The organism is Pseudomonas sp. AGC41 (genome assembly GCF_057334555.1).
The window spans coordinates 5,001-25,154 of record NZ_JBHFJB010000038.1 but is presented as its reverse complement, the minus strand read 5'-3'; the positions used below and the strand labels follow the sequence as shown (position 1 = coordinate 25,154).

The window sequence follows — 20,154 nt, the reverse complement described above, 5'->3', positions numbered from 1 at the left end:
TAGTCGCGCTCGTTCCCGCACCGCTGCCTGAGTTGGGTAGAATCGGTTCTTTTTCCGTGAAGGATGGCCCCAATGGCCCAGCCCTACAGCGCACGCAGCCGTGCCATCGAACCGTTCCATGTCATGGCGTTGCTGGCGCGCGCCAACGAATTGCAGGCTGCCGGGCACGATGTCATCCATCTGGAGATCGGCGAGCCGGACTTCACCACCGCCGAGCCGATCATCCAGGCTGGCCAGGCCGCCCTGGCGGCCGGCAAGACCCGTTACACCGCAGCCCGCGGCATTCCCGAGTTGCGCGAGGCCATCGCCGGCTTTTATGCGCAGCGCCACGGCGTTGACATCGATCCGCGGCGCATCCTGGTCACGCCGGGTGGGTCGGGTGCCTTGTTGCTGACCAGTGCCCTGCTCGTCGACCCGGGCAAGCATTGGTTGCTGGCCGATCCTGGCTACCCCTGCAATCGCCATTTCCTGCGCCTGATCGAAGGCGCGGCGCAATTGGTGCCAGTCGGGCCGGACGTGCGTTATCAACTGACCCCGGACCTGGTGGATCGCCATTGGGACCACGACAGTGTGGGGGCATTGGTGGCATCGCCGGCCAACCCGACCGGGACGATTCTCTCCCGTGACGAGTTGGCGGGGTTGTCCGGGGCAATCAAGGGCCACAATGGCCACCTGGTCGTCGATGAGATCTATCACGGCCTGACTTATGGCACCGAGGCCGCCAGTGTGCTGGAAGTGGACGACGATGCTTTTGTTCTCAACAGTTTTTCCAAGTATTTCGGCATGACCGGCTGGCGGCTCGGTTGGCTGGTGGCTCCTTCGGCGGCGGTCAGTGAGCTGGAGAAACTTGCGCAGAATCTTTACATCAGTGCGCCGAGCATGGCCCAGTACGCGGCCCTGGCCTGTTTCGAACCCGCGACCATCGAGATTTTCGAGCAGCGTCGTGCCCAGTTCGCGCGGCGTCGCGACTTCCTGCTGCCGGCGTTGCGTGAGTTGGGGTTCGGCATCGCGGTGGAGCCCGAAGGTGCGTTCTATCTTTACGCCGATATCAACGCGTTCGGCGGCGATGCCTTTGCGTTCTGCCAGCATTTCCTGGAAACCGAACACGTGGCGTTCACGCCGGGGCTGGATTTCGGTCGGCACCAGGCCGGTCATCATGTGCGTTTTGCCTACACCCAAAGCCTGCCGCGGCTACAGGAAGCGGTAACGCGAATCGAACGTGGACTGCGGAGCTGGCAAGGCTGATGCGTTTTTCTCCGGCACTGGAAGAAGCTCGACTGATTCGACGTTACAAGCGTTTTCTCGCCGATATCGAGACCGTTCACGGCGAACTGCTCACCATTCACTGCCCGAACACCGGCTCGATGCTCAATTGTATGGCCGAGGGCGCGCGCGTCTGGTTCAGCCGCTCCAGCGACCCCAAGCGCAAGCTGCCAGGGACCTGGGAAATAGGCGAAACCCCGCAGGGCCGGTTGGCCTGCATCAATACCGCGCGAGCCAACCCCCTGATCGAAGAGGCGCTGCGCGCGGGTGTCATCAAGGAACTGAACGGTTTTGTCGGGCTGAAGCGCGAAGTCGTCTACGGCGTGGAGAACAGCCGTATCGATTTTCGACTCGACTATGCCGACCAGACCTCGGCCTGGGTCGAGGTCAAAAGTGTCACGCTGGGTTTCGATGGAACAAACGTCGCGGCATTTCCCGATGCGGTGACGCTGCGTGGCGCCAAACATCTGCGGGAACTGGCCTGTCTGGCTCGCGACGGCGTACGCGCGGTGCAGCTGTATTGCGTGAACCTAAGTGGCATCGAAGCGGTGCGCCCGGCGCTGGAGATTGACCCGGTGTACGCGGCGGCGTTGCATGAGGCGGTGGCCGCTGGGGTGGAGGTGTTGGCCTACGCGGTCACCCTGACGCCGGAGCAGATATGGGTGGACCGCCCGCTGCCGGTATTGCTTGAGCCGCTACAGGTCGACCCAGATGCCTTGGTCGTCCTCCCGGCTGTCTAGCGCGGCCAGGAACTGCCCGGCGCAAGGGCCGGCGACGCATTCACCGCTTTCGATCAGGAACAATGCGCCATGGGTCGCGCACTGGATCAGGCTGGCGCTGGGGTCGAGGAACTGGTCGGGTTGCCATTCCAGCGGCACGCCGCGATGCGGGCAGCGGTTGAGGTAGACGTAGGCCTGGCCTGCACGCCGCACGGCCAGCACCTTGCGCCCTTCGATGTCGAAGCCGCGACTGTTGTTGTCCGATAATTCGGCGGCGGTGCAAAGGAGTTTCATTTTTATGCTCGTTAAACCTGAAGGATCCAAGCTTGACGCTCAAATGAAAACAATTATCAAATGGCGCCTGCTGCACAGGTGGCTGAGGATACGTTGCCAGCCACGGTCTTGTGAAAAACTTCTCTGAGGAAGCTGTCCGATGCGCTTGAGTTTTCGCGGTGCTGTGCTCTGGGTCGTCCTGTTGGTCAGCCAGGGAGTGCTGGCGGCCGATCTGCCGCAACGCTGGGTGAGCGCAGGAGGTGCCTTGTCGGAGTGGGTCAGTGCGCTCGGCGGCGAGTCGAAGCTGGTGGGCGTGGACACCACCAGCCAGCATCCCGAATCGTTGCGAGCGCTGCCCAGTGTCGGTTATCAGCGACAGCTGTCGGCGGAGGGCGTGCTGAGCTTGCGGCCGCAAATTCTGGTGGGCACCGAAGAAATGGGACCGCCGCCGGTGCTCGTGCAAATTCGTGCTGCCGGGGTGCCGGTCGAGTTGTTTTCGGCGGCGCCGAGCCTGGAGGCGCTTCAGACCAATCTTCGCCACCTGGGGCAGCTCTTGGGGGCCGAGACCAAGGCTGCGGAGTTGTTCGATGACTATCAACAACGGCTTTCCCAGCACGCCGTCCGCGTAAACGCAGTCCGGCTCAAGCAGAAGGCGCCTGGTGTATTGCTGCTGGTGGGCAATGCTGGCGGCAAATCGCTGATCGCCGGTAAAGGCACCGCCGCCGACTGGTTGCTGGAGCAGGCCGGTGGTCACAACCTGGCGACCCACAGCGGCTACAAACCGTTTTCAGTGGAAACCCTTGCCAGCTTGAATCCTGAAGTGCTGGTCTTTGCCGATCGAGCCTTGAGCGGCGAAGAAGCGCGCGCCGCGCTGTTCAAGGAAAATCCGATCTTGTCCTCGACCCGGGCTGCCATGGGTGGGCGTGTCATGGAACTGGACCCGACGCTGCTGGTGGGCGGATTGGGTCCGCGCCTGCCGCAAAGCCTGGTGCAGCTGACCGACGGGTTCTATCCGGTCAAGACCCCATGACTGCGCTGGTCAAGCCACGCACTTTATTCATTGGGCTGGGCCTGCTCTGCCTGCTGGCGATCTGGTTGTCCCTGGCCTTGGGGCCGGTGAGCTTGCCGCTGTTCGATACCCTGCGCGCCGCCATGCGCCTGTCGGGCTTGCCGGTGGCTGCCGATGGCCTGGAACAGGCCGAACTGATCCTTGGCCAGATCCGCCTGCCGCGCACTCTGCTGGGGCTGGCGGCGGGCGGGGTATTGGCGTTATCCGGCGTGGCGATGCAGGGGCTGTTTCGCAACCCGCTGGCGGACCCGGGGCTGGTCGGGGTTTCCAGTGGTGCGGCGCTGGGGGCGGCGTTTGCCATCGTCGGCGGTTCGATGCTGGGCGGGCTGCCCGAAGCGCTGGGACCTTATCTCTTGTCACTGTGTGCGTTCCTCGGCGGGCTCGGGGTTACGGCGCTGGTCTATCGCCTCGGCCGGCGCAACGGTCAGACTCACGTCGCGACCATGCTCCTGGCCGGAATCGCCCTGACCGCGCTGTCCGGCTCGGCGGTCGGCTTGTTCACTTACTTAGCGGATGACGCGACCCTGCGCACCCTGACGTTCTGGAACCTGGGTAGCCTCAACGGCGCCACCTATGCGCGCTTGTGGCCATTGCTATTGGTCAGTGCCGGTGTGGCGATCTGGCTGCCGCGTCGCGCCCGGGCGCTCAACGCCTTGTTGCTCGGCGAGTCCGAGGCCGCGCACCTGGGCATTGATGTCGAACGGCTCAAGCGTGAGCTGGTGTTCTGCACTGCGCTGGGCGTTGGAGCGGCGGTGGCGGCTGCGGGGATGATCGGTTTTGTCGGGCTGGTGGTGCCGCATCTGGTGCGGTTGATGGCGGGGCCGGACCATCGCGTCCTGCTACCGGCTTCAATCCTGGCCGGGGCGAGCCTGCTGCTATTCGCCGATCTGGTGGCGCGCCTCGCGCTGGCCCCGGCGGAATTGCCCATCGGCATCGTCACGGCATTCATCGGCGCACCGTTCTTCCTGTATTTGTTGCTGCGGGGGCGTGCCTGATGCTGCGAGCGCACAACCTGCATATTCTCCGGGGACGCAAAACCGTACTGGCGGATATCGACTTTCAGCTCAATCCCGGCGAAGTGCTCGGTGTGCTCGGCCCCAACGGTGCGGGCAAAAGTACGCTGCTGGCAGGCTTGTGTGGCGAGTTGCCTCCGGCCCGGGGTCAGGTCTGGCTCGACGACAGGACCCTCGCCCAGTGGGGCGGCGCCGAGCGCGCCCGTCGTCTGGCGGTGTTGCCACAATCGTCGACCCTGGATTTTGCATTCCGCGTGGAAGAGGTGGTCGGCATGGGTCGTCTGCCCCACCGGAGCGGCCAGTTGCGGGACGCGCAGATCGTTGAATCGGCATTACAGGCCGCGGATGCCACGCATCTGTATGGCCGCAACTACCTGACCTTGTCCGGTGGTGAACGCCAGCGGGTGCACTTGGCGCGAGTGCTGGCGCAACTATGGCCGGGCGAGGTGGGGCAGACGCTGTTGTTGGACGAGCCGACTTCAATGCTTGATCCCTTGCACCAGCACACCATCCTGCAAGCGGTGCGTGAATTCGCCGGTCGCGGTGCCGCCGTGCTGGTGATCCTGCATGACCTGAACCTGGCGGCGCGTTACTGTGACCGCCTGTTGCTGCTCGCGTCCGGCCGGCCGGTGGCCCTGGACACACCCCGGCAAGTGCTGCGCCCGGAGCCGCTCAAAGCGGTATTCGGCCTGGAGGTGCTGGTGCAGTCCCATCCGGAGCGCGGGCATCCGTTGATCATCGCCCGCTGAGGCAATCTGGAGGATGCAGATGTGCGCCTGTTTCTGATCCTGGCTTTGAGTGTGTTGACGGCTTGCCAAAGTATCGCGCCGCCTCCGGTCAACGGACGGATCCTTGACTTGCAAAGTGGCCAGGCCCTCTTGTCGCATGCCTTGGTCGAGCGCTTGGCGCAAGCTCCGCGTGCCGTGGTCGGAGAGCAGCACGACAACCGCGACCATCATGCGCTGCAGCTCTGGCTGCTCCAGGCCTTGGCCGACCAACGAGCCCAAGGCAGCTTGCTGCTGGAGATGCTGACGCTGCGGCAACAGCCGAAGGTCGACGCGGTTCGCCAGTTGCCAGCCTTGCCCAAGGATTTGCCCGGCGCGCTGGACTGGTCGCCGGGTTGGGATTGGAACCTGTACGGACCCGTGGTGGAGTTCGCCTTGCCTCAGCCTTATCCGGTGCTGGCGGCCAATCTTGACCGCACGGAGATCCAGCGCATCTATCGTCAAATGCCCTTGGTGGAGGGCGAGCGCTCCAATTCGTCCGTGGTGAAGGAAAAGCTGCTGGGACAGATCCGCGAGTCCCACTGCGGCCTGCTGCCAGAATCGCAGATGCCGGCGATGCTGGCAGTCCAGCAGCAGCGAGACCGGCGAATGGCCGAGCGGTTGCTCAAGGCCCCGGCGCCTGCAATATTGTTTGCTGGCGCCTGGCATGGGCGAAAGGACGTTGGCGTGCCGCTGCATGCGCAGGATCTGGACGCCAGCGAAGCTCCGGTTGTGCTGATGCTGGCCGAGGAGGGGAGCAACGTTACGTCGGCCATGGCTGATTATGTCTGGTACACCCCGGCCACCCCGCCTCAGGATTACTGCGCGCAGATGCGTGAACAACATGGCAAGTGATATTCCGGGCAAAAAAAGACCCGGCAAAAGCCGGGTCAAATAACCGTGATTAGCCTGATGAGGAGATATCTGAGAGTCCGAACCAAGGGCTTTTCAAATATCGACCAGTCTCGCGACCGGATTTGGTAATCATAGCGATTCTCATTTCCATGTCAAACAAAGTTTTTCGAATCGCCGAAAAAATGGTGGGGCGGCGCGATGTGGGCGGCAAAAAAGCCGCATCAGGCTTTGTGACGAGCCGAAATCGCATCCAGCTGTTTATTGAGGGCTTCCTTGCGTTCAGCGGGAATATCGTTCCAGTGCATGTCCATCAATGCGCCTTCGATGGCATACAGCAATACCTTTGATGCCCGGAACCCGCGAGTGCGAACGGCGCGGTAGGCGTCCACCGCGCCGAGGCGACGAAGATCCGAGGCGCTGTGGATGCCCACGGCATGCAGCCACTGGGCTGACGTCTTGCCCAGATTCTTCAGGTGTTGCAGTTCATCATTCATCGAGCCTCCTTGCGACGGCCGACTGGTGCAGTGGGCAAGCTTCTCAGGAGTGTAGCGGTCAGTAGGAAAAGCGTGATTGTTTGGTCGGAAACGACGCAAAACCTTCTAATGCATTACGCACGATAGGTGTAGAACGACAGAAACAGCACGTCGTCCAGCGCGGGCGGGGGCGCTGGAGGTCTGTTCGGTGCCGGGCCGCGGTCGTGCCAGGCTTAGCGGGTGCGGTAGCGCAGGCGTGTACCGAAATTCATCGACATCAGGATCTCGTCGGCCGACAACTCGGGTGGAAAGTAGGCGCCGGAAATCTGCGCGTGGGCGAGGCTCGCGCCTTCCAGCGACGAGTTGCGAAAATCGACGCCGCGCAAATCGGCGGAACGGAAGTAGGCGTCGGTGAAGTCCACGTTGTCCGCGTTCAGTTCGCGCAGGTCAAGACCACGGAAATCGCCGCCGCGCATGTCGATCGGCCCTTCAGTCCGATCGCTGTTGAAGCCGGCGATATCGTCGTTGCGCAACAAGGCATAAAGCGGGGTTTCGAGAAGCTTGGGGTGGCTCATTTCCTATCACCTGCTGGTTTTATGACGCCAGTATAGTGCCACTATTTGACGGCCGTGAAGCCGGGCGTCGCTTCACGGCTGAAATAATTCCTACAGGCCCGGCAAGCGTTGGCGGATCTGTGCGACCACAACATCCAGCGTGCCGCTTTCGTTGGTCTGAACCCGCTTGCTGCAGAGGATTTCCGCCGGGGTCAGCGGCTCGCGGCCGGCCTGTTGGGCGGCAATAACGGTCAGGTTCGCGTCGGACGGGTCCTTCTGGTCCGCCTGGCGCTGGGCGAGCCGGCTTTCAATCACTGCCTGCGGCGCGTCGCAATCGAGAATCAGGAATGGCGCGCCCGTGCCTTCGGCAATCCTGGCCGCGGCGTCACGCTGGTCACGCTTGAGGTAAGTGGCGTCGATTACTACCGGGAATCCTGCGTGCAGGATCACGTCGGCAATTTCATGCAGGCGGGCGTAGGTGGCGCTGCTGGCGTCGCCGCTATAAATGCCGGCCTGTGGATCGTTCGGTACTTGCTGCTCGCCGAACAGGCGCTTGCGCTCCACGTCCGAGCGCAGGCGGATCGCGCCCAGGGCTTCCACCAGGCGCATGGCGACGTGGCTTTTGCCGACGGCCGAAACACCGTGGGTGATCGCCAGAAAGCGCGACGGGATGGTGCTGTAGCTTTCGGCCAGGTTGGCGTAGTTGCGGTACTGGCGCAGAGTCGTCGCACGCTGCACCGGATCGGCTTCGGCGGGCATGCTGAACAGCGCGACCTTGGCGCGGACCAGGGCGCGGTAGGCCTTGTAGAAGTTCAACAGCTCCAGGCCCTGGTAATCGCCCGTCAGCTCCAGGTACTGGCTGACGAACCGCCGCGCCAGTGACTTGAGGCCGCGGTCTTCAAGGTCCATCGCCAGGAATGCGGTGTCGGCGTAGACGTCGGTGAAGCGGAACGGTTCGTTGAACTCGATGCAGTCGAAAATTACCACCTGGCCATCGATCACGGTGGCGTTGCCCAGATGGATGTCGCCGTGGCATTCGCGGGTGAAACCTTCGGTTTTGCGCTGGGCCAGCAGCGGCTTGAGGCGTTCGAAGCTGCTTTCGGCCCAGGCCTGCAGGGCTTCGAGTTGCAGCAGGTCAGCCTTGTCGCTGAGGAACGGACGGATTTGCTCGAAGTTCTGCCGCACCGGCGCCATGACGCTGTCCGGCGTGCCTGCCGCATTGTCGGCGGGCACCTTGGGCGTCGAAAGATGGAACTGGGCGATCTGCGCGGCCATTTCGTCGATGTGCGCGGTGGTCAGTTCGCCGTTGGCCTGGAGCGTGCTGAGCAGTTGGCTCTGGGGAAACTGGCGCATCTTCAGGGCGTATTCGATGGCTGGGCCATCACCGCCGAGGCTTGGCGCTTCGGCGCTGCCGGTAATCGGCAGGACTTCCAGGTAGAGGTCCTGGGTCAGGCGCTGGTTCAGGCGCAGCTCTTCAGCGCAAAAATGCTTGCGCGCGTCGAGGCTGGTGAAGTCGAGGAAGCCGAAATTGACCGGCTTCTTGAATTTGTAGGCGTAGGGCCCGGTGAGCAACACCCAGGAAATATGGGTTTCGATGACCTGGAACCCTTCGACGGGATGCGGGTAAAGGGCCGGGTTTTGCAGGGCAGCGATCAGTGACTGGCTCACGGGCGATCCTTCAGAGACTGGAAAATTCAAGGCGGTCATTATGGCGGCAAGCGAGGCTAACGCAAACCTTGGCGGACGCATGTTGAACCACGCCAAAGTGCGTATAATCCGCCGCCATGACTCGTACCCGATCCCCCCGTACCCCCAAGAAACCTCCCGCCAGCCGCCTGCGGCCCTGGCTGGGCTGGGCCCTTAAACTGAGCCTGGTTGGCCTTGTCGTGCTCGCCGGTTTTGCCGTCTACCTCGATGCCGTGGTCCAGGAGAAATTCTCCGGCAAGCGCTGGACCATTCCGGCCAAGGTCTACGCGCGGCCGCTGGAGCTGTTCGTCGGACAAAAGCTCAGCAAGGAAGATTTCCTGACCGAGCTCGATGCCTTGGGTTACCGCCGCGAAAGCGTGGCCAATGGCCCGGGTGCAGCTTCGGTCAATGGCAACACCATCGACATCAACACTCGCGGCTTCCAGTTCTATGAAGGCCTGGAGCAGGCGCAGCCGGTGCGGGTGCGTTTCTCCGGTGACTATGTGGCCGCGCTGACCGGCGCCAACAATGCGAGCCTGTCGGTGGTGCGCCTCGAACCGCTGCTGATCGGTGGGCTGTACCCGAAGAATCTCGAAGACCGGATCCTGATCAAGATCGATCAGGTGCCGCCGTTCCTGCTTGAAACACTGATCGCCGTCGAGGACCGTGATTTCTACCATCACTTCGGCGTCTCGCCCAAGTCGATTGCCCGGGCCGTCTGGGTCAACACCTCGTCGGGACACATGCGCCAGGGCGGCAGTACGTTGACCCAGCAATTGGTCAAGAACTTCTACCTGACCAACGAACGCAGCCTGACCCGCAAACTCACCGAAGCGATGATGGCGTTGTTGCTGGAGCTGCATTACAGCAAGCAGGAAATTCTCGAGGCCTACCTCAACGAGGTTTTTGTCGGCCAGGACGGCCAGCGAGCGGTGCACGGTTTCGGCCTGGCCAGCCAGTTCTTCTTCAGCCAGCCGCTGTCCGAGCTCAAGTTGCATCAGGTGGCGTTGCTGGTCGGCATGGTCAAGGGGCCGTCTTCCTACAACCCGCGTCGCAATCCGGAGCGCGCCCTCGAGCGGCGCAACCTGGTGCTGGACTTGTTGCAGCAACAAGGCGTGGCCACGGCCGAGCAGGTAGAAGCGGCGAAAAAGATGCCGCTGGGCGTGACCAAGCGCGGCAGTCTCGCGGACAGTTCGTTTCCGGGTTTCATGGACCTGGTCAAGCGGCAGCTGCGCGAAGACTATCGTGACGAAGACTTGACCGAAGAAGGCCTGCGCATCTTCACCAGCTTCGATCCGATCCTGCAAATGAAGGCCGAGGCCTCGGTCAATGACACCTTCAAGCGACTGGCGGGGCGCAAGGGCTCAGACGAAGTCGAAGCGGCCATGGTCGTGACCAACCCCGAGACCGGTGAAGTCCAGGCGATGATCGGCAGCCGTCAGGCCAGCTATGCCGGTTTCAACCGGGCGTTGGATGCGGTGCGCCCGATCGGCTCGCTGATCAAGCCGGCGGTGTACCTCACCGCTTTGGAAAAACCGAGCCAGTACACGCTGACCAGTTGGCTCTCCGACGAGTCATTCTCGGTCAAGGGCGCGGACGGCCAGGTCTGGACGCCGCAAAACTATGATCGTCGTCCCCACGGCACGGTATTCCTTTACCAAGGGCTGGCACATTCCTACAACCTCTCGACAGCTCGCCTCGGGCTGGAAGTCGGCGTGCCGAATGTGCTCAAGACGTTGGCGCGCCTGGGGGTGAACCGCGAGTTCCCGGCTTTCCCGTCGATGCTGTTGGGCGCCGGTGGCTTGACCCCGATCGAAGTGGCGGCGATGTACCAGACGCTGGCGAACGGTGGCTTCAATACACCGATGCGTGGTATCCGCAGCGTGCTGACCGCTGACGGCGAGCCGCTCAAGCGTTATCCGTTCCAGATCCAGCAGCGTTTCGATCCGGCTTCCATTTATCTGATCCAGAGCGCCATGCAGCGGGTGATGCGTGAAGGTACCGGCAGCTCGGTCTATAACGTGCTGCCGCGGACGCTGACCCTGGCGGGCAAGACCGGCACCAGTAACGATTCGCGCGACAGTTGGTTCGCCGGGTTCAGCCAGGACTTGCTGGCGGTCGTCTGGCTGGGGCGTGACGACAACGGCAAGACCCCGTTCACCGGCGCCACCGGCGCATTGCAGGTCTGGACCAGTTTTATGCGCAAGGCCGACCCGTTGCCGCTGGACATGCCGCAACCGGACAACATCGTCCAGGCCTGGGTCGATTCGCGCACCGGGCAGGGCTCCGACGCGAATTGCCCGGGCGCGGTTCAGATGCCGTATATTCGCGGCAGCGAACCGCCGCCCGGTGCGGCGTGTGGCGGCCAGAACCCAGCCGAATCGGTGATGGATTGGGTCAAGGACTGGGTGAATTAAGCAAAGAGGGTTTCAAGTGAACAAGTGGTTGATTCCAGCGGTAACCGCCGTGGCTTTGCTCAGCGGCTGCTCTTCAGTACAGCGCGGTTCGATTCCGGTTGTCGACTCCGGTACCGCCGTTTCCAACAGCGAGCGGGTCTCGGCCAATGGCGGTTTCCGTCAGACGACGGTAAAGCGTCCGGTGCAGGGTGCTCAGACCCAGGCGATTCCCCAGGGTGATACGGGCGTCGTGGTGATGGTGCCCGGTGGTGGCGCTGCCACGTCGGCACCCATCAGCAGCACGCCGATCACGCCGGGGCCGATCACGCCGGGCCCTATCGAGACCTCGCCGATCGACCAGGGCAGCTACAGCATGCCATCGACGCCGAGCAGCATTCCGTCGGCAAGCTCCGGTGGTTTGTCCGCCGATGAGCAACTGGATGGTCCGGTGTTGGCGCTGTTGACTACGGCCCAACAGCAGCAGGCCGGTGGTGACCTGAACGGTGCGTCCTCCAGCCTCGAGCGCGCCCAGCGTGTCGCGCCGCGCGAGCCTCAGGTTCTTTATCGGCTGGCCCAGGTACGCATGGCCCAGGGCGATGCGCCGCAAGCCGAGCAACTGGCGCGCCGCGGCCTGACATTCTCCAGCGGTCGGCCGGCACTCCAGGCAAGCCTGTGGGAACTGATTGCCCAGGCCCGCGAGAAACAGGGCGACTCCGCTGGCGCCGCGCTGGCCCGTCAGAAAGCCAAGGTTTCACTCTGATGGATGTTCGTTTTCCCCAGATCGCCGATCAGTTGCTGCTGATCGAGCGCGAACTGCGCGTCCAGGGTTGGTGGAGCGACGTTTCGCCTTCGACGGAGGCACTGGCAAGTGTCGAGCCGTTCGCCGTTGATACCCTGGATTTCGAGCAGTGGCTGCAATGGATCTTCCTGCCGCGGATGAAGGCGATCCTGGAAAACGACCTGCCACTGCCCAACGCCTCGGGCATCCTGGCCATGGCCGAAATGGTCTATGCCCAGCGACCAGGGCAGGGCGCCCAGTTGCAGCGGTTGCTGGCGCAATTTGACCAGTTGATCAGCGACGCCAGCTGACTGCCCTCACTGGCAGTGTTCCTCGATCTGCTTGCGGGTCTCATCGATGCGCTGGCGCCGCTCTTCATCCGTGAGCCGGCGCATTTCGCCTTCCACGTCTTCCCTGACCCTGGGGTTGTTCTGCAGTTGTGCCAGGTTGGTCCGGGCCTGCTCGCAGAATGCCTTGAGTTGGGCTTCCTGCTCGGCAACCTGCTGCTTTACCTGTTGGTCGATGGCTTTTTGATCGCCGACGACACCGCCGGTAACAGGTGCTGCCGGCTTGGGCGCGGGCGGTGCGGATTTGCCTACTGTTGTCGCCTCTACGCCTTGGGGCGGCTGGGCGCCGAAGTGGGTAACGCCCTGGGCGTCCACCCATTTGTAAATCTGGCCGGCCATGCTCATCGGGCTCAGGCCCGCCAGCAGGCAGGCCGTCAATAACATCATTCGCATGCTGTTTCCTTGTCCTGGGTTGCGCAATCGAAGCTAACAGAGTAGCCGTTTAAAGGTTTTTTCTTGCGTTCTCATGTGCTTACTTCAATAAAGCACATTGACGACTTGACTTGCAGAGGGCGAAACAGAAGAATCCAAAGTCCGCTGTAGAGGGACTGCCAGAAGCAGACCCACTCGGCAGATCATGAGGCGCACATCCGCGCCGACCTGTTACACCCGCAACGCGTTACCTCGCGCTGGGTGGGAAAGGCCCGCAACACTTGGGACGATCCCAATACTTGCTCAGTCAGTGCTGACGTAGTCGGCGACCACCGTCGCTCATGCTCTGCCGAGAAGTAAACCTATTAAGACCCGTCCCCTTTTCGTGGGTCGGTATTCTGGCGTTTTAGAGGTGAACAACGTGGAGCTTTTATCTGGCGGTGAGATGCTCGTCCGCTTCTTGCGTGACGAAGGCGTCAAATATATCTACGGGTACCCCGGCGGTGCTCTTCTTCATGTCTATGATGCCCTGTTCAAAGAACCGGAAGTGACCCACATCCTGGTTCGCCACGAACAAGCGGCCACCCACATGGCTGACGGCTATGCCCGCGCCACCGGCAAGGCCGGCGTGGTTCTGGTGACATCCGGCCCTGGCGCCACGAACGCCATCACCGGTATCGCCACGGCCTACATGGACTCGATCCCGATGGTGATCATCTCTGGCCAGGTGCCCAGCACCATGGTCGGTACCGATGCGTTCCAGGAAACCGACATGATCGGTATCTCCCGGCCGATCGTGAAGCACAGCTTCATGATCAAGCACGCGTCGGAAATCCCGGAGGTCATGAAAAAAGCCTTTTACCTGGCTGAGTCCGGTCGTCCAGGCCCGGTCGTGGTCGACGTGCCGAAAGACATGACCAACCCGGCCGAGAAATTCGAGTACATCTATCCGAAAAAAGCCAAGCTGCGCTCCTACAGCCCGGCCGTACGTGGTCACTCGGGACAAATCCGCAAGGCCGCCGAAATGCTGCTCGCGGCCAAGCGCCCGGTCCTGTACTCAGGTGGTGGGGTCATCCTCGGCGGTGGCTCCGCGCCGCTGACCGAATTGGCCAAGATGCTCAACCTGCCGGTCACCAATACATTGATGGGGCTCGGCGCCTACCCAGGCACCGACCGCCAGTTCATCGGTATGCTCGGCATGCACGGCAGCTACACCGCCAACCTGGCGATGCACCATGCCGATGTCATCCTGGCAGTGGGCGCGCGTTTCGACGACCGGGTCATCAACGGCCCGGCGAAATTCTGCCCGAACGCCAAGATCATCCACATCGACATCGACCCGGCGTCCATCTCCAAGACCATCAAGGCAGACGTGCCGATTGTCGGTCCGGTCGAGAGCGTGCTGACCGAGATGGTCGCCATCCTCAAGGAAATCGGCGAGGCTCCGAACAAGGATTCCGTGGCCGCCTGGTGGAAACAGGTCGATGAATGGCGCGGTGATCGTGGCCTGTTCCCGTACGACAAGGGCGACGGCAGCGTGATCAAGCCGCAGACCGTCATCGAGACCCTGTGCGAAGTGACCAAGGGCGATGCCTTCGTGACTTCCGACGTGGGCCAGCACCAGATGTTCGCGGCGCAGTACTACCGGTTCAACAAGCCTAACCGCTGGATCAACTCCGGTGGCCTGGGCACCATGGGCTTCGGCTTCCCGGCGGCCATGGGCGTCAAGTTGAGCTTTCCGGACAATGACGTCGCCTGCGTCACCGGCGAAGGCAGTATCCAGATGAACATCCAGGAGCTGTCGACCTGCCTGCAGTACGGTTTGCCGGTGAAGATCGTCAACCTGAACAACGGTGTACTGGGCATGGTTCGCCAGTGGCAGGACATGAGCTACGGCAGCCGTCACTCGCATTCCTACATGGAATCGTTGCCGGACTTCGTCAAGCTGGTCGAGGCCTACGGTCACGTGGGCATCCGCATCACCGACCTGAAGGACTTGAAGTCCGGGCTGGAAGAAGCCTTCGCCATGAAGGACCGCCTGGTGTTCCTCGATATCCAGGTCGATACCAGCGAGCACGTCTACCCGATGCAGATCAAAGACGGCTCCATGCGCGATATGTGGCTGAGCAAGACGGAGCGTACCTAATCATGCGACATATTATTTCCTTGCTTCTGGAAAACGAACCGGGTGCTCTGTCTCGTGTAGTGGGCCTGTTCTCGCAGCGCAACTACAACATCGAAAGCCTGACCGTGGCGCCAACCGAGGACCCGACCCTGTCGCGTCTGACGCTGACCACCGTGGGCCACGATGAAGTCATCGAGCAGATCACCAAGAACCTGAACAAGCTGATCGAGGTGGTCAAGCTGGTGGACCTGTCGGAGAGCGCTCACATCGAACGCGAACTGATGCTGGTCAAGGTCAAGGCCACCGGTGCCCAGCGCGCCGAGATCAAACGCACTACAGATATTTATCGTGGGCAGATCGTCGATGTCAGCGCCAGCGTCTATACCGTTCAGTTGACCGGTACCAGCGACAAGCTCGACAGCTTTATCCAATCGATCGGCACTGCCTCGATCCTGGAAACCGTACGCAGTGGTGTCACCGGGATCGCCCGTGGCGACAAAGTACTGAGCATCTAAACCAAATTAGCGAATGGCCGGAACGGCCGGAAATAGGGGAAATTCATGAAAGTTTTCTACGATAAAGATTGCGACCTGTCGATCATCCAGGGCAAAAAAGTCGCCATCATCGGCTACGGCTCCCAAGGTCACGCCCAGGCGTGCAACCTGAAGGATTCCGGCGTTGATGTAACCGTCGGCCTGCGCAAAGGCTCGGCTACCGTCGCCAAGGCCGAGGCCCACGGCTTGAAAGTCACCGACGTGGCTTCCGCCGTTGCCGCTGCTGACCTGGTCATGATCCTGACCCCGGACGAATTCCAGTCTGCCCTGTACAAGAACGAAATCGAGCCGAACATCAAGAAAGGCGCCACCCTGGCCTTCTCCCATGGCTTCGCGATCCATTACAACCAGGTTGTGCCGCGCGCCGACCTCGACGTGATCATGATCGCGCCGAAGGCCCCGGGCCACACCGTCCGTTCCGAGTTCGTCAAGGGCGGCGGTATCCCTGACCTGATCGCGATCTACCAGGATGCGTCCGGCAATGCCAAGAACGTTGCGCTGTCCTACGCCGCCGGCGTGGGTGGCGGTCGTACCGGCATCATCGAAACCACCTTCAAGGACGAGACCGAAACCGACCTGTTCGGTGAGCAAGCCGTTCTGTGCGGCGGCACCGTCGAGCTGGTCAAAGCCGGTTTCGAAACCCTGGTTGAAGCTGGCTACGCGCCGGAAATGGCCTACTTCGAGTGCCTGCACGAACTGAAACTGATCGTTGACCTCATGTACGAAGGCGGTATCGCCAACATGAACTACTCGATCTCCAACAACGCCGAGTACGGCGAGTACGTGACCGGTCCGGAAGTCATCAACGCCGAATCCCGCCAGGCCATGCGCAACGCCCTGAAACGTATTCAGGACGGCGAATACGCCAAGATGTTCATCAGCGAAGGTGCCACCGGCTATCCTTCGATGACCGCCAAGCGCCGCAACAACGCCGCTCACGGCATCGAAATCATCGGCGAGCAACTGCGCTCCATGATGCCGTGGATCGGTGCCAACAAGATCGTCGACAAAGCCAAGAACTGAGTCGCGACTTGATCGAAAAACGCGGCCTTGGCCGCGTTTTTTCGTTTGGGCATTGGCTTCTGGTATAAAGCTGCATCGTTTGCGGCCGAACCGTCGTCCCAGACGCCTGTCGAATTTTTTCACACCGTTGCAAGGTACTGTCCATGAGCGAACGTCCCGACGAGCCGAACCAGGCTCCTGACGCCGAAAGCCTGTTGCCCATCGATGAACACGTCGAAGAGGGCCATGACGCTGAAGGCCGTAAGGTCCGGCATCGTGGCATCTATCTGCTGCCGAACCTGTTCACCACCGCGAACCTGTTTGCCGGCTTTTATTCCATCATCAGCTCCATGAGCGCCCAGGCGGCACTCAGTGCCGGTGACAGTGCCGGGGCGAGCCGCTACTTCGCCCTGGCTGCCATTGCGATATTCGTCGCCATGGTGCTCGATGGCCTTGACGGCCGCGTGGCCCGCATGACCAATACCCAGAGCGCATTTGGCGCCGAATATGATTCGCTGTCGGATATGGTCGCGTTCGGTGTTGCCCCCGCGTTGCTGGCGTTCGGCTGGGCGCTGGGCGACATGGGCAAGGTCGGCTGGATGGTGGCTTTCATTTATGTGGCCGGTGCCGCGTTGCGCCTGGCACGTTTTAATACCCAGGTCGGCACCGCCGACAAACGCTACTTCATCGGTCTCGCGAGTCCGGCAGCCGCGGGCGTGGTGGCCGGCGTGGTCTGGGCATTCAGCGACTATGGTATCCAGGGCTCGAAAATGTCGTTCCTGGTGGCGTTGCTGGTTGCCGCGGCCGGGATGCTGATGGTCAGCAACATCAAATACAACAGCTTCAAGGAACTGGATCTGAAAGGTCGCGTGCCGTTTGTCGCGATCCTGGCTGTGGTGCTGGTGTTCGCCGTGGTCTTCAGCGATCCGCCGCGTATCCTGCTGCTGGTATTTCTCGCCTACGCTGCGTCGGGCCCGGTGCAATATTTGTTGCGTCTTCGCCGACGCTAAACGTTGCCTTAATCTAATTTCCCCCATACTCCGCAGTCTATTGGTGCACCTGCCCTCCAACACTGCGGAGTCGTCATGCTGATCAAGATCCCCAAATCGTCCGACAGCCGTGAATCGGACGTTACGCCTGAATCCTTCTATCTATCCCGTCGCAAGTTGCTAGGGGCATCCGTGGCTGGCCTCGCCGTGGGTAGCTTGCCGCGATGGGCCGGCGCTGCGGATGTGGCGCGTTATCCCAATGTCGAGGCAGGCAAGGCGCCGGCCTGGTTGGCCGAAAAACTTTCCGCTACCCAATGGGGTGCAGTGACGGCTGGAAATGAGTCGATCACTCCTTTCAAGGACGCTACCCACTACAACAACTTCTATGAGTTCGGGACCGATAAGGGGGATCCGGCAGCCAACGCAGGGTCATTGAAAACCGAGCCCTGGAGCGTAGTCGTGGAGGGTGAGGTGGGTAAGCCGGGCCGCTATGGGCTGGAAGACTTCATGAAGCCTTATCAACTGGAGGAGCGGATTTATCGATTGCGCTGTGTCGAGGCCTGGTCGATGGTCATTCCGTGGATCGGCTTTCCCATCTCCGCGCTACTCAAGCAGGTCGAGCCGACCTCCAAGGCCAAGTACATTCGTTTCGAGACGCTGCAGGATCCCAAGACCATGCCAGGCCAGCGTTCAGGCTTTGCCCTGATTGACTGGCCGTATGTGGAAGGTTTGCGGTTGGATGAGGCGATGAACCCGCTGGCAATCCTCGCGGTTGGGATGTACGGGCGGGAGTTGCCTAACCAGAACGGCGCGCCGTTGCGGTTGGTGGTGCCATGGAAGTATGGCTTCAAGAGCGTGAAATCCATCGTGCGGATCAGCTTGGTCAGCGAGCAGCCCAAGACCACCTGGCAAAGCATTGCGGCTGATGAGTACGGCTTTTATGCCAACGTCAATCCCACGGTTGATCATCCGCGCTGGACCCAGGCGCGGGAGCGTCGTTTGCCGAGCGGGCTGCTCAGCCCCAACGTTCGCGATACGTTGATGTTCAATGGCTATCAGGATGAAGTGGCTTCTTTATATGCGGGGATGGACCTGAGGAAGGATTATTGATGCGTTTTCTGGCGTGGCGGATCGGCGTATTCATTGCGGCGGCGATCTGGCCGATGCTTTGGCTTTACGAGGCGTTGGCGAATTTCCTGGGCGCGGACCCGGGCAAGGTGCTGGTAGATCGGTTGGGGTTGGGGACGCTGATCCTGTTGCTGGTTACGTTGTGCATGACGCCGCTGCAAAAACTGACGGGGTGGGCGGGGTGGATAGCCGTCCGGCGTCAGTTGGGTTTGTGGTGCTTTACTTATGTCGTCCTGCATTTGAGTGGGTATCTGGCGTTCATCCTGGGGTTCGATTGGTCACAGCTGGGTGTGGAGCTGGGCAAGCGGCCTTACGTCATCGTCGGAGCGCTCGGTTTTCTCGGATTGCTGGCGCTGGCAGTGACGTCCAACCGATACAGCCAGCGGCGACTGGGCGGGCGCTGGAAGAAACTGCATCGCCTGGTCTATCCGATATTGGGGCTTGGGTTGCTGCATATGTTGTGGATCGTGCGGGCCGACCTGAAGGAGTGGGCGATATATGCCTTTATAGGTGCGGTACTGTTGGTGCTCAGGGTGCCTGCGGTGATGCGCCGTATCCCGCGTCTGATCGGGCGAAAGGAGTCTTCTGCAACAAAAACGTAATTAACGGTTGACGGCAAATTCTGGATGTCTATAATTCGCCCCACTTCCGGCGCAGTCGAAACGGAAAACTCCTTTAGTTTCAACGAGTTAAGTAGGTTTCGAAAATGTGCGGCTTCAGTTCATCGAAGCGCGGAAGGAGTGGGCAGGCCGGTTTGATGGGGCTGTCGACGGTTCGATCCTCTCGGTCGAAAGCGGTAAAAAAGAGGTGTTGACAGCAGCGACTAACGCTGTAGAATTCGCCTCCCGCTAACGAGAGATCGGAAGCGCAAGTGGTTGAAGTTGTTAAGGATTTCCAAGCGAAACTTTGAAAACTTCTTAAAATAACCGCTTGACAGATACACGGGGCGCTGTAGAATGCGCGCCTCGGTTGAGACGAAAGGCTCAACCCACCGCTCTTTAACAACTGAATCAAGCAATTCGTGTGGGTGCTTGTGGAGTCAGACTGCTAGTCAACAGATTATCAGCATCACAAGTTACTCCGCGAGAAATCAAAGATGTAACCAACGATTGCTGAGCCAAGTTTAGGGTTTTCTCAAAACCCAAAGATGTTTGAACTGAAGAGTTTGATCATGGCTCAGATTGAACGCTGGCGGCAGGCCTAACACATGCAAGTCGAGCGGCAGCACGGGTACTTGTACCTGGTGGCGAGCGGCGGACGGGTGAGTAATGCCTAGGAATCTGCCTGGTAGTGGGGGATAACGCTCGGAAACGGACGCTAATACCGCATACGTCCTACGGGAGAAAGCAGGGGACCTTCGGGCCTTGCGCTATCAGATGAGCCTAGGTCGGATTAGCTAGTTGGTGAGGTAATGGCTCACCAAGGCGACGATCCGTAACTGGTCTGAGAGGATGATCAGTCACACTGGAACTGAGACACGGTCCAGACTCCTACGGGAGGCAGCAGTGGGGAATATTGGACAATGGGCGAAAGCCTGATCCAGCCATGCCGCGTGTGTGAAGAAGGTCTTCGGATTGTAAAGCACTTTAAGTTGGGAGGAAGGGCAGTTACCTAATACGTAATTGTTTTGACGTTACCGACAGAATAAGCACCGGCTAACTCTGTGCCAGCAGCCGCGGTAATACAGAGGGTGCAAGCGTTAATCGGAATTACTGGGCGTAAAGCGCGCGTAGGTGGTTCGTTAAGTTGGATGTGAAATCCCCGGGCTCAACCTGGGAACTGCATTCAAAACTG

20 protein-coding genes and 1 rRNA gene (1 of these 21 cut by a window edge) are annotated in these 20,154 nt (G+C 60.9%); 16 read left to right on the top strand and 5 right to left on the bottom strand.

Annotated features, from left to right (window positions below; genetic code table 11):
- Positions 1 to 72: 72 nt before the first annotated feature.
- Both ACE04F_RS06805 and sfsA read left to right on the top strand, forming a co-directional pair.
- Positions 73 to 1,245 (top strand): pyridoxal phosphate-dependent aminotransferase, encoded by a 1,173-nt coding sequence (locus ACE04F_RS06805; RefSeq protein WP_486105541.1) that lies wholly within the window; start codon positions 73 to 75, stop codon positions 1,243 to 1,245.
- Entirely contained in the window at positions 1,245 to 2,003 is a 759-nt protein-coding gene (gene sfsA, locus ACE04F_RS06800) for a DNA/RNA nuclease SfsA (protein ID WP_486105540.1), read from the top strand. The genes ACE04F_RS06805 and sfsA overlap by 1 nt, the downstream gene beginning before the upstream one ends.
- Here the strand turns inward: sfsA and ACE04F_RS06795 are convergent.
- Positions 1,959 to 2,276 carry a Rieske (2Fe-2S) protein gene (locus ACE04F_RS06795; protein WP_486105539.1) on the bottom strand — a complete coding sequence of 106 codons (318 nt, stop codon included), beginning with the start codon at positions 2,274 to 2,276 and terminating at the stop codon, positions 1,959 to 1,961. The two genes, sfsA and ACE04F_RS06795, sit on opposite strands and share 45 nt — an antisense overlap.
- A 139-nt stretch (positions 2,277 to 2,415) precedes the next feature.
- Here ACE04F_RS06795 and ACE04F_RS06790 point away from each other — a divergent pair, with 139 nt between their 5' ends.
- The 4 genes from ACE04F_RS06790 to ACE04F_RS06775 are packed head-to-tail and all read left to right on the top strand — an operon-like array spanning position 2,416 to position 5,956.
- Positions 2,416 to 3,285 carry a heme/hemin ABC transporter substrate-binding protein gene (locus ACE04F_RS06790; protein WP_486105538.1) on the top strand — a complete coding sequence of 290 codons (870 nt, stop codon included), beginning with the start codon at positions 2,416 to 2,418 and terminating at the stop codon, positions 3,283 to 3,285.
- Between the two features lie 50 nt (positions 3,286 to 3,335).
- The gene (locus tag ACE04F_RS06785) at positions 3,336 to 4,319 is read left to right on the top strand and encodes a FecCD family ABC transporter permease (RefSeq protein WP_486105561.1); all 984 of its coding nucleotides are present in this window, start codon (positions 3,336 to 3,338) and stop codon (positions 4,317 to 4,319) included.
- The gene (locus ACE04F_RS06780; RefSeq protein ID WP_486105537.1) at positions 4,319 to 5,086 is read left to right on the top strand and encodes a heme ABC transporter ATP-binding protein; all 768 of its coding nucleotides are present in this window, start codon (positions 4,319 to 4,321) and stop codon (positions 5,084 to 5,086) included. The genes ACE04F_RS06785 and ACE04F_RS06780 overlap by 1 nt, the downstream gene beginning before the upstream one ends.
- A 21-nt stretch (positions 5,087 to 5,107) precedes the next feature.
- Complete coding sequence (locus ACE04F_RS06775; protein ID WP_486105536.1) at positions 5,108 to 5,956, top strand: ChaN family lipoprotein; 849 nt, start codon at positions 5,108 to 5,110, stop codon at positions 5,954 to 5,956.
- A 221-nt stretch (positions 5,957 to 6,177) separates the two neighbouring features.
- Here ACE04F_RS06775 and ACE04F_RS06770 read toward each other — a convergent pair whose 3' ends face one another.
- The 3 genes from ACE04F_RS06770 to ACE04F_RS06760 all read right to left on the bottom strand — a co-directional run bounded on the left by ACE04F_RS06770 (position 6,178) and on the right by ACE04F_RS06760 (position 8,651).
- Positions 6,178 to 6,450, bottom strand: coding sequence for a TfoX/Sxy family protein (locus ACE04F_RS06770; RefSeq protein WP_039593847.1), 273 nt, complete (start codon positions 6,448 to 6,450; stop codon positions 6,178 to 6,180).
- Positions 6,451 to 6,662: 212 nt separating this feature from the next.
- Positions 6,663 to 7,004, bottom strand: coding sequence for a pentapeptide repeat-containing protein (locus ACE04F_RS06765; protein ID WP_486105535.1), 342 nt, complete (start codon positions 7,002 to 7,004; stop codon positions 6,663 to 6,665).
- Between the two features lie 90 nt (positions 7,005 to 7,094).
- On the bottom strand, positions 7,095 to 8,651 hold the full coding sequence (locus ACE04F_RS06760) for a bifunctional aminoglycoside phosphotransferase/ATP-binding protein (protein ID WP_486105534.1): 1,557 nt from the start codon (positions 8,649 to 8,651) through the stop codon (positions 7,095 to 7,097).
- A 116-nt stretch (positions 8,652 to 8,767) separates the two neighbouring features.
- On the opposite strand from ACE04F_RS06760, the gene mrcB reads away from it, so the two are divergent.
- The 3 genes from mrcB to ACE04F_RS06745 are packed head-to-tail and all read left to right on the top strand — an operon-like array spanning position 8,768 to position 12,154.
- Positions 8,768 to 11,086, top strand: coding sequence for a penicillin-binding protein 1B (gene mrcB, locus ACE04F_RS06755; RefSeq protein ID WP_486105533.1), 2,319 nt, complete (start codon positions 8,768 to 8,770; stop codon positions 11,084 to 11,086).
- Between the two features lie 16 nt (positions 11,087 to 11,102).
- Positions 11,103 to 11,825, top strand: a complete 723-nt coding sequence (locus ACE04F_RS06750; RefSeq protein WP_486105532.1) for a tetratricopeptide repeat protein — start codon at positions 11,103 to 11,105, stop codon at positions 11,823 to 11,825.
- On the top strand, positions 11,825 to 12,154 hold the full coding sequence (locus ACE04F_RS06745; RefSeq protein ID WP_486105531.1) for a YqcC family protein: 330 nt from the start codon (positions 11,825 to 11,827) through the stop codon (positions 12,152 to 12,154). The genes ACE04F_RS06750 and ACE04F_RS06745 overlap by 1 nt, the downstream gene beginning before the upstream one ends.
- 6 nt (positions 12,155 to 12,160) lie before the next feature.
- On the opposite strand, the gene ACE04F_RS06740 is transcribed toward ACE04F_RS06745, so the two are convergent.
- The gene (locus ACE04F_RS06740) at positions 12,161 to 12,583 is read right to left on the bottom strand and encodes a DUF4124 domain-containing protein (RefSeq protein WP_305498793.1); all 423 of its coding nucleotides are present in this window, start codon (positions 12,581 to 12,583) and stop codon (positions 12,161 to 12,163) included.
- Positions 12,584 to 12,983: 400 nt separating this feature from the next.
- On the opposite strand from ACE04F_RS06740, the gene ACE04F_RS06735 reads away from it, so the two are divergent.
- The 7 genes from ACE04F_RS06735 to ACE04F_RS06705 form a co-directional block, all read left to right on the top strand.
- Positions 12,984 to 14,708, top strand: a complete 1,725-nt coding sequence (locus ACE04F_RS06735; protein WP_486105530.1) for an acetolactate synthase 3 large subunit — start codon at positions 12,984 to 12,986, stop codon at positions 14,706 to 14,708.
- A 2-nt stretch (positions 14,709 to 14,710) separates the two neighbouring features.
- The gene (ilvN, locus tag ACE04F_RS06730; RefSeq protein WP_003176102.1) at positions 14,711 to 15,202 is read left to right on the top strand and encodes an acetolactate synthase small subunit; all 492 of its coding nucleotides are present in this window, start codon (positions 14,711 to 14,713) and stop codon (positions 15,200 to 15,202) included.
- Positions 15,203 to 15,247: 45 nt separating this feature from the next.
- Positions 15,248 to 16,264 (top strand): ketol-acid reductoisomerase, encoded by a 1,017-nt coding sequence (ilvC, locus tag ACE04F_RS06725; RefSeq protein WP_003185459.1) that lies wholly within the window; start codon positions 15,248 to 15,250, stop codon positions 16,262 to 16,264.
- 143 nt (positions 16,265 to 16,407) lie between these two features.
- Positions 16,408 to 17,253: a CDP-diacylglycerol--serine O-phosphatidyltransferase gene (gene pssA, locus ACE04F_RS06720; protein WP_305498795.1), complete on the top strand. Its 846-nt coding sequence runs from the start codon at positions 16,408 to 16,410 to the stop codon at positions 17,251 to 17,253.
- A gap of 75 nt (positions 17,254 to 17,328) precedes the next feature.
- Positions 17,329 to 18,342 carry a protein-methionine-sulfoxide reductase catalytic subunit MsrP gene (gene msrP / locus ACE04F_RS06715; protein WP_486105529.1) on the top strand — a complete coding sequence of 338 codons (1,014 nt, stop codon included), beginning with the start codon at positions 17,329 to 17,331 and terminating at the stop codon, positions 18,340 to 18,342.
- Complete coding sequence (msrQ, locus tag ACE04F_RS06710) at positions 18,342 to 18,962, top strand: protein-methionine-sulfoxide reductase heme-binding subunit MsrQ (RefSeq protein WP_486105528.1); 621 nt, start codon at positions 18,342 to 18,344, stop codon at positions 18,960 to 18,962. The genes msrP and msrQ overlap by 1 nt, the downstream gene beginning before the upstream one ends.
- Before the next feature lie 551 nt (positions 18,963 to 19,513).
- Positions 19,514 to 20,154, top strand: a 16S ribosomal RNA gene (locus ACE04F_RS06705) (it continues 898 nt past the right edge of the window).

Coding starts and splice junctions, on each gene's coding strand:
- msrP (WP_486105529.1), top strand. CDS start 17,329: ATGCTGATCAAGATCCCCAAATCGTCCGACAGCCGTGAATCGGACGTT.
- msrQ (WP_486105528.1), top strand. CDS start 18,342: ATGCGTTTTCTGGCGTGGCGGATCGGCGTATTCATTGCGGCGGCGATC.
- ACE04F_RS06795 (WP_486105539.1), bottom strand. CDS start 2,276: ATGAAACTCCTTTGCACCGCCGCCGAATTATCGGACAACAACAGTCGC.
- ACE04F_RS06765 (WP_486105535.1), bottom strand. CDS start 7,004: ATGAGCCACCCCAAGCTTCTCGAAACCCCGCTTTATGCCTTGTTGCGC.
- mrcB (WP_486105533.1), top strand. CDS start 8,768: ATGACTCGTACCCGATCCCCCCGTACCCCCAAGAAACCTCCCGCCAGC.
- ACE04F_RS06780 (WP_486105537.1), top strand. CDS start 4,319: ATGCTGCGAGCGCACAACCTGCATATTCTCCGGGGACGCAAAACCGTA.
- pssA (WP_305498795.1), top strand. CDS start 16,408: ATGAGCGAACGTCCCGACGAGCCGAACCAGGCTCCTGACGCCGAAAGC.
- sfsA (WP_486105540.1), top strand. CDS start 1,245: ATGCGTTTTTCTCCGGCACTGGAAGAAGCTCGACTGATTCGACGTTAC.
- ACE04F_RS06790 (WP_486105538.1), top strand. CDS start 2,416: ATGCGCTTGAGTTTTCGCGGTGCTGTGCTCTGGGTCGTCCTGTTGGTC.
- ACE04F_RS06740 (WP_305498793.1), bottom strand. CDS start 12,583: ATGCGAATGATGTTATTGACGGCCTGCCTGCTGGCGGGCCTGAGCCCG.
- ACE04F_RS06745 (WP_486105531.1), top strand. CDS start 11,825: ATGGATGTTCGTTTTCCCCAGATCGCCGATCAGTTGCTGCTGATCGAG.
- ACE04F_RS06805 (WP_486105541.1), top strand. CDS start 73: ATGGCCCAGCCCTACAGCGCACGCAGCCGTGCCATCGAACCGTTCCAT.
- ilvN (WP_003176102.1), top strand. CDS start 14,711: ATGCGACATATTATTTCCTTGCTTCTGGAAAACGAACCGGGTGCTCTG.
- ilvC (WP_003185459.1), top strand. CDS start 15,248: ATGAAAGTTTTCTACGATAAAGATTGCGACCTGTCGATCATCCAGGGC.
- ACE04F_RS06770 (WP_039593847.1), bottom strand. CDS start 6,450: ATGAATGATGAACTGCAACACCTGAAGAATCTGGGCAAGACGTCAGCC.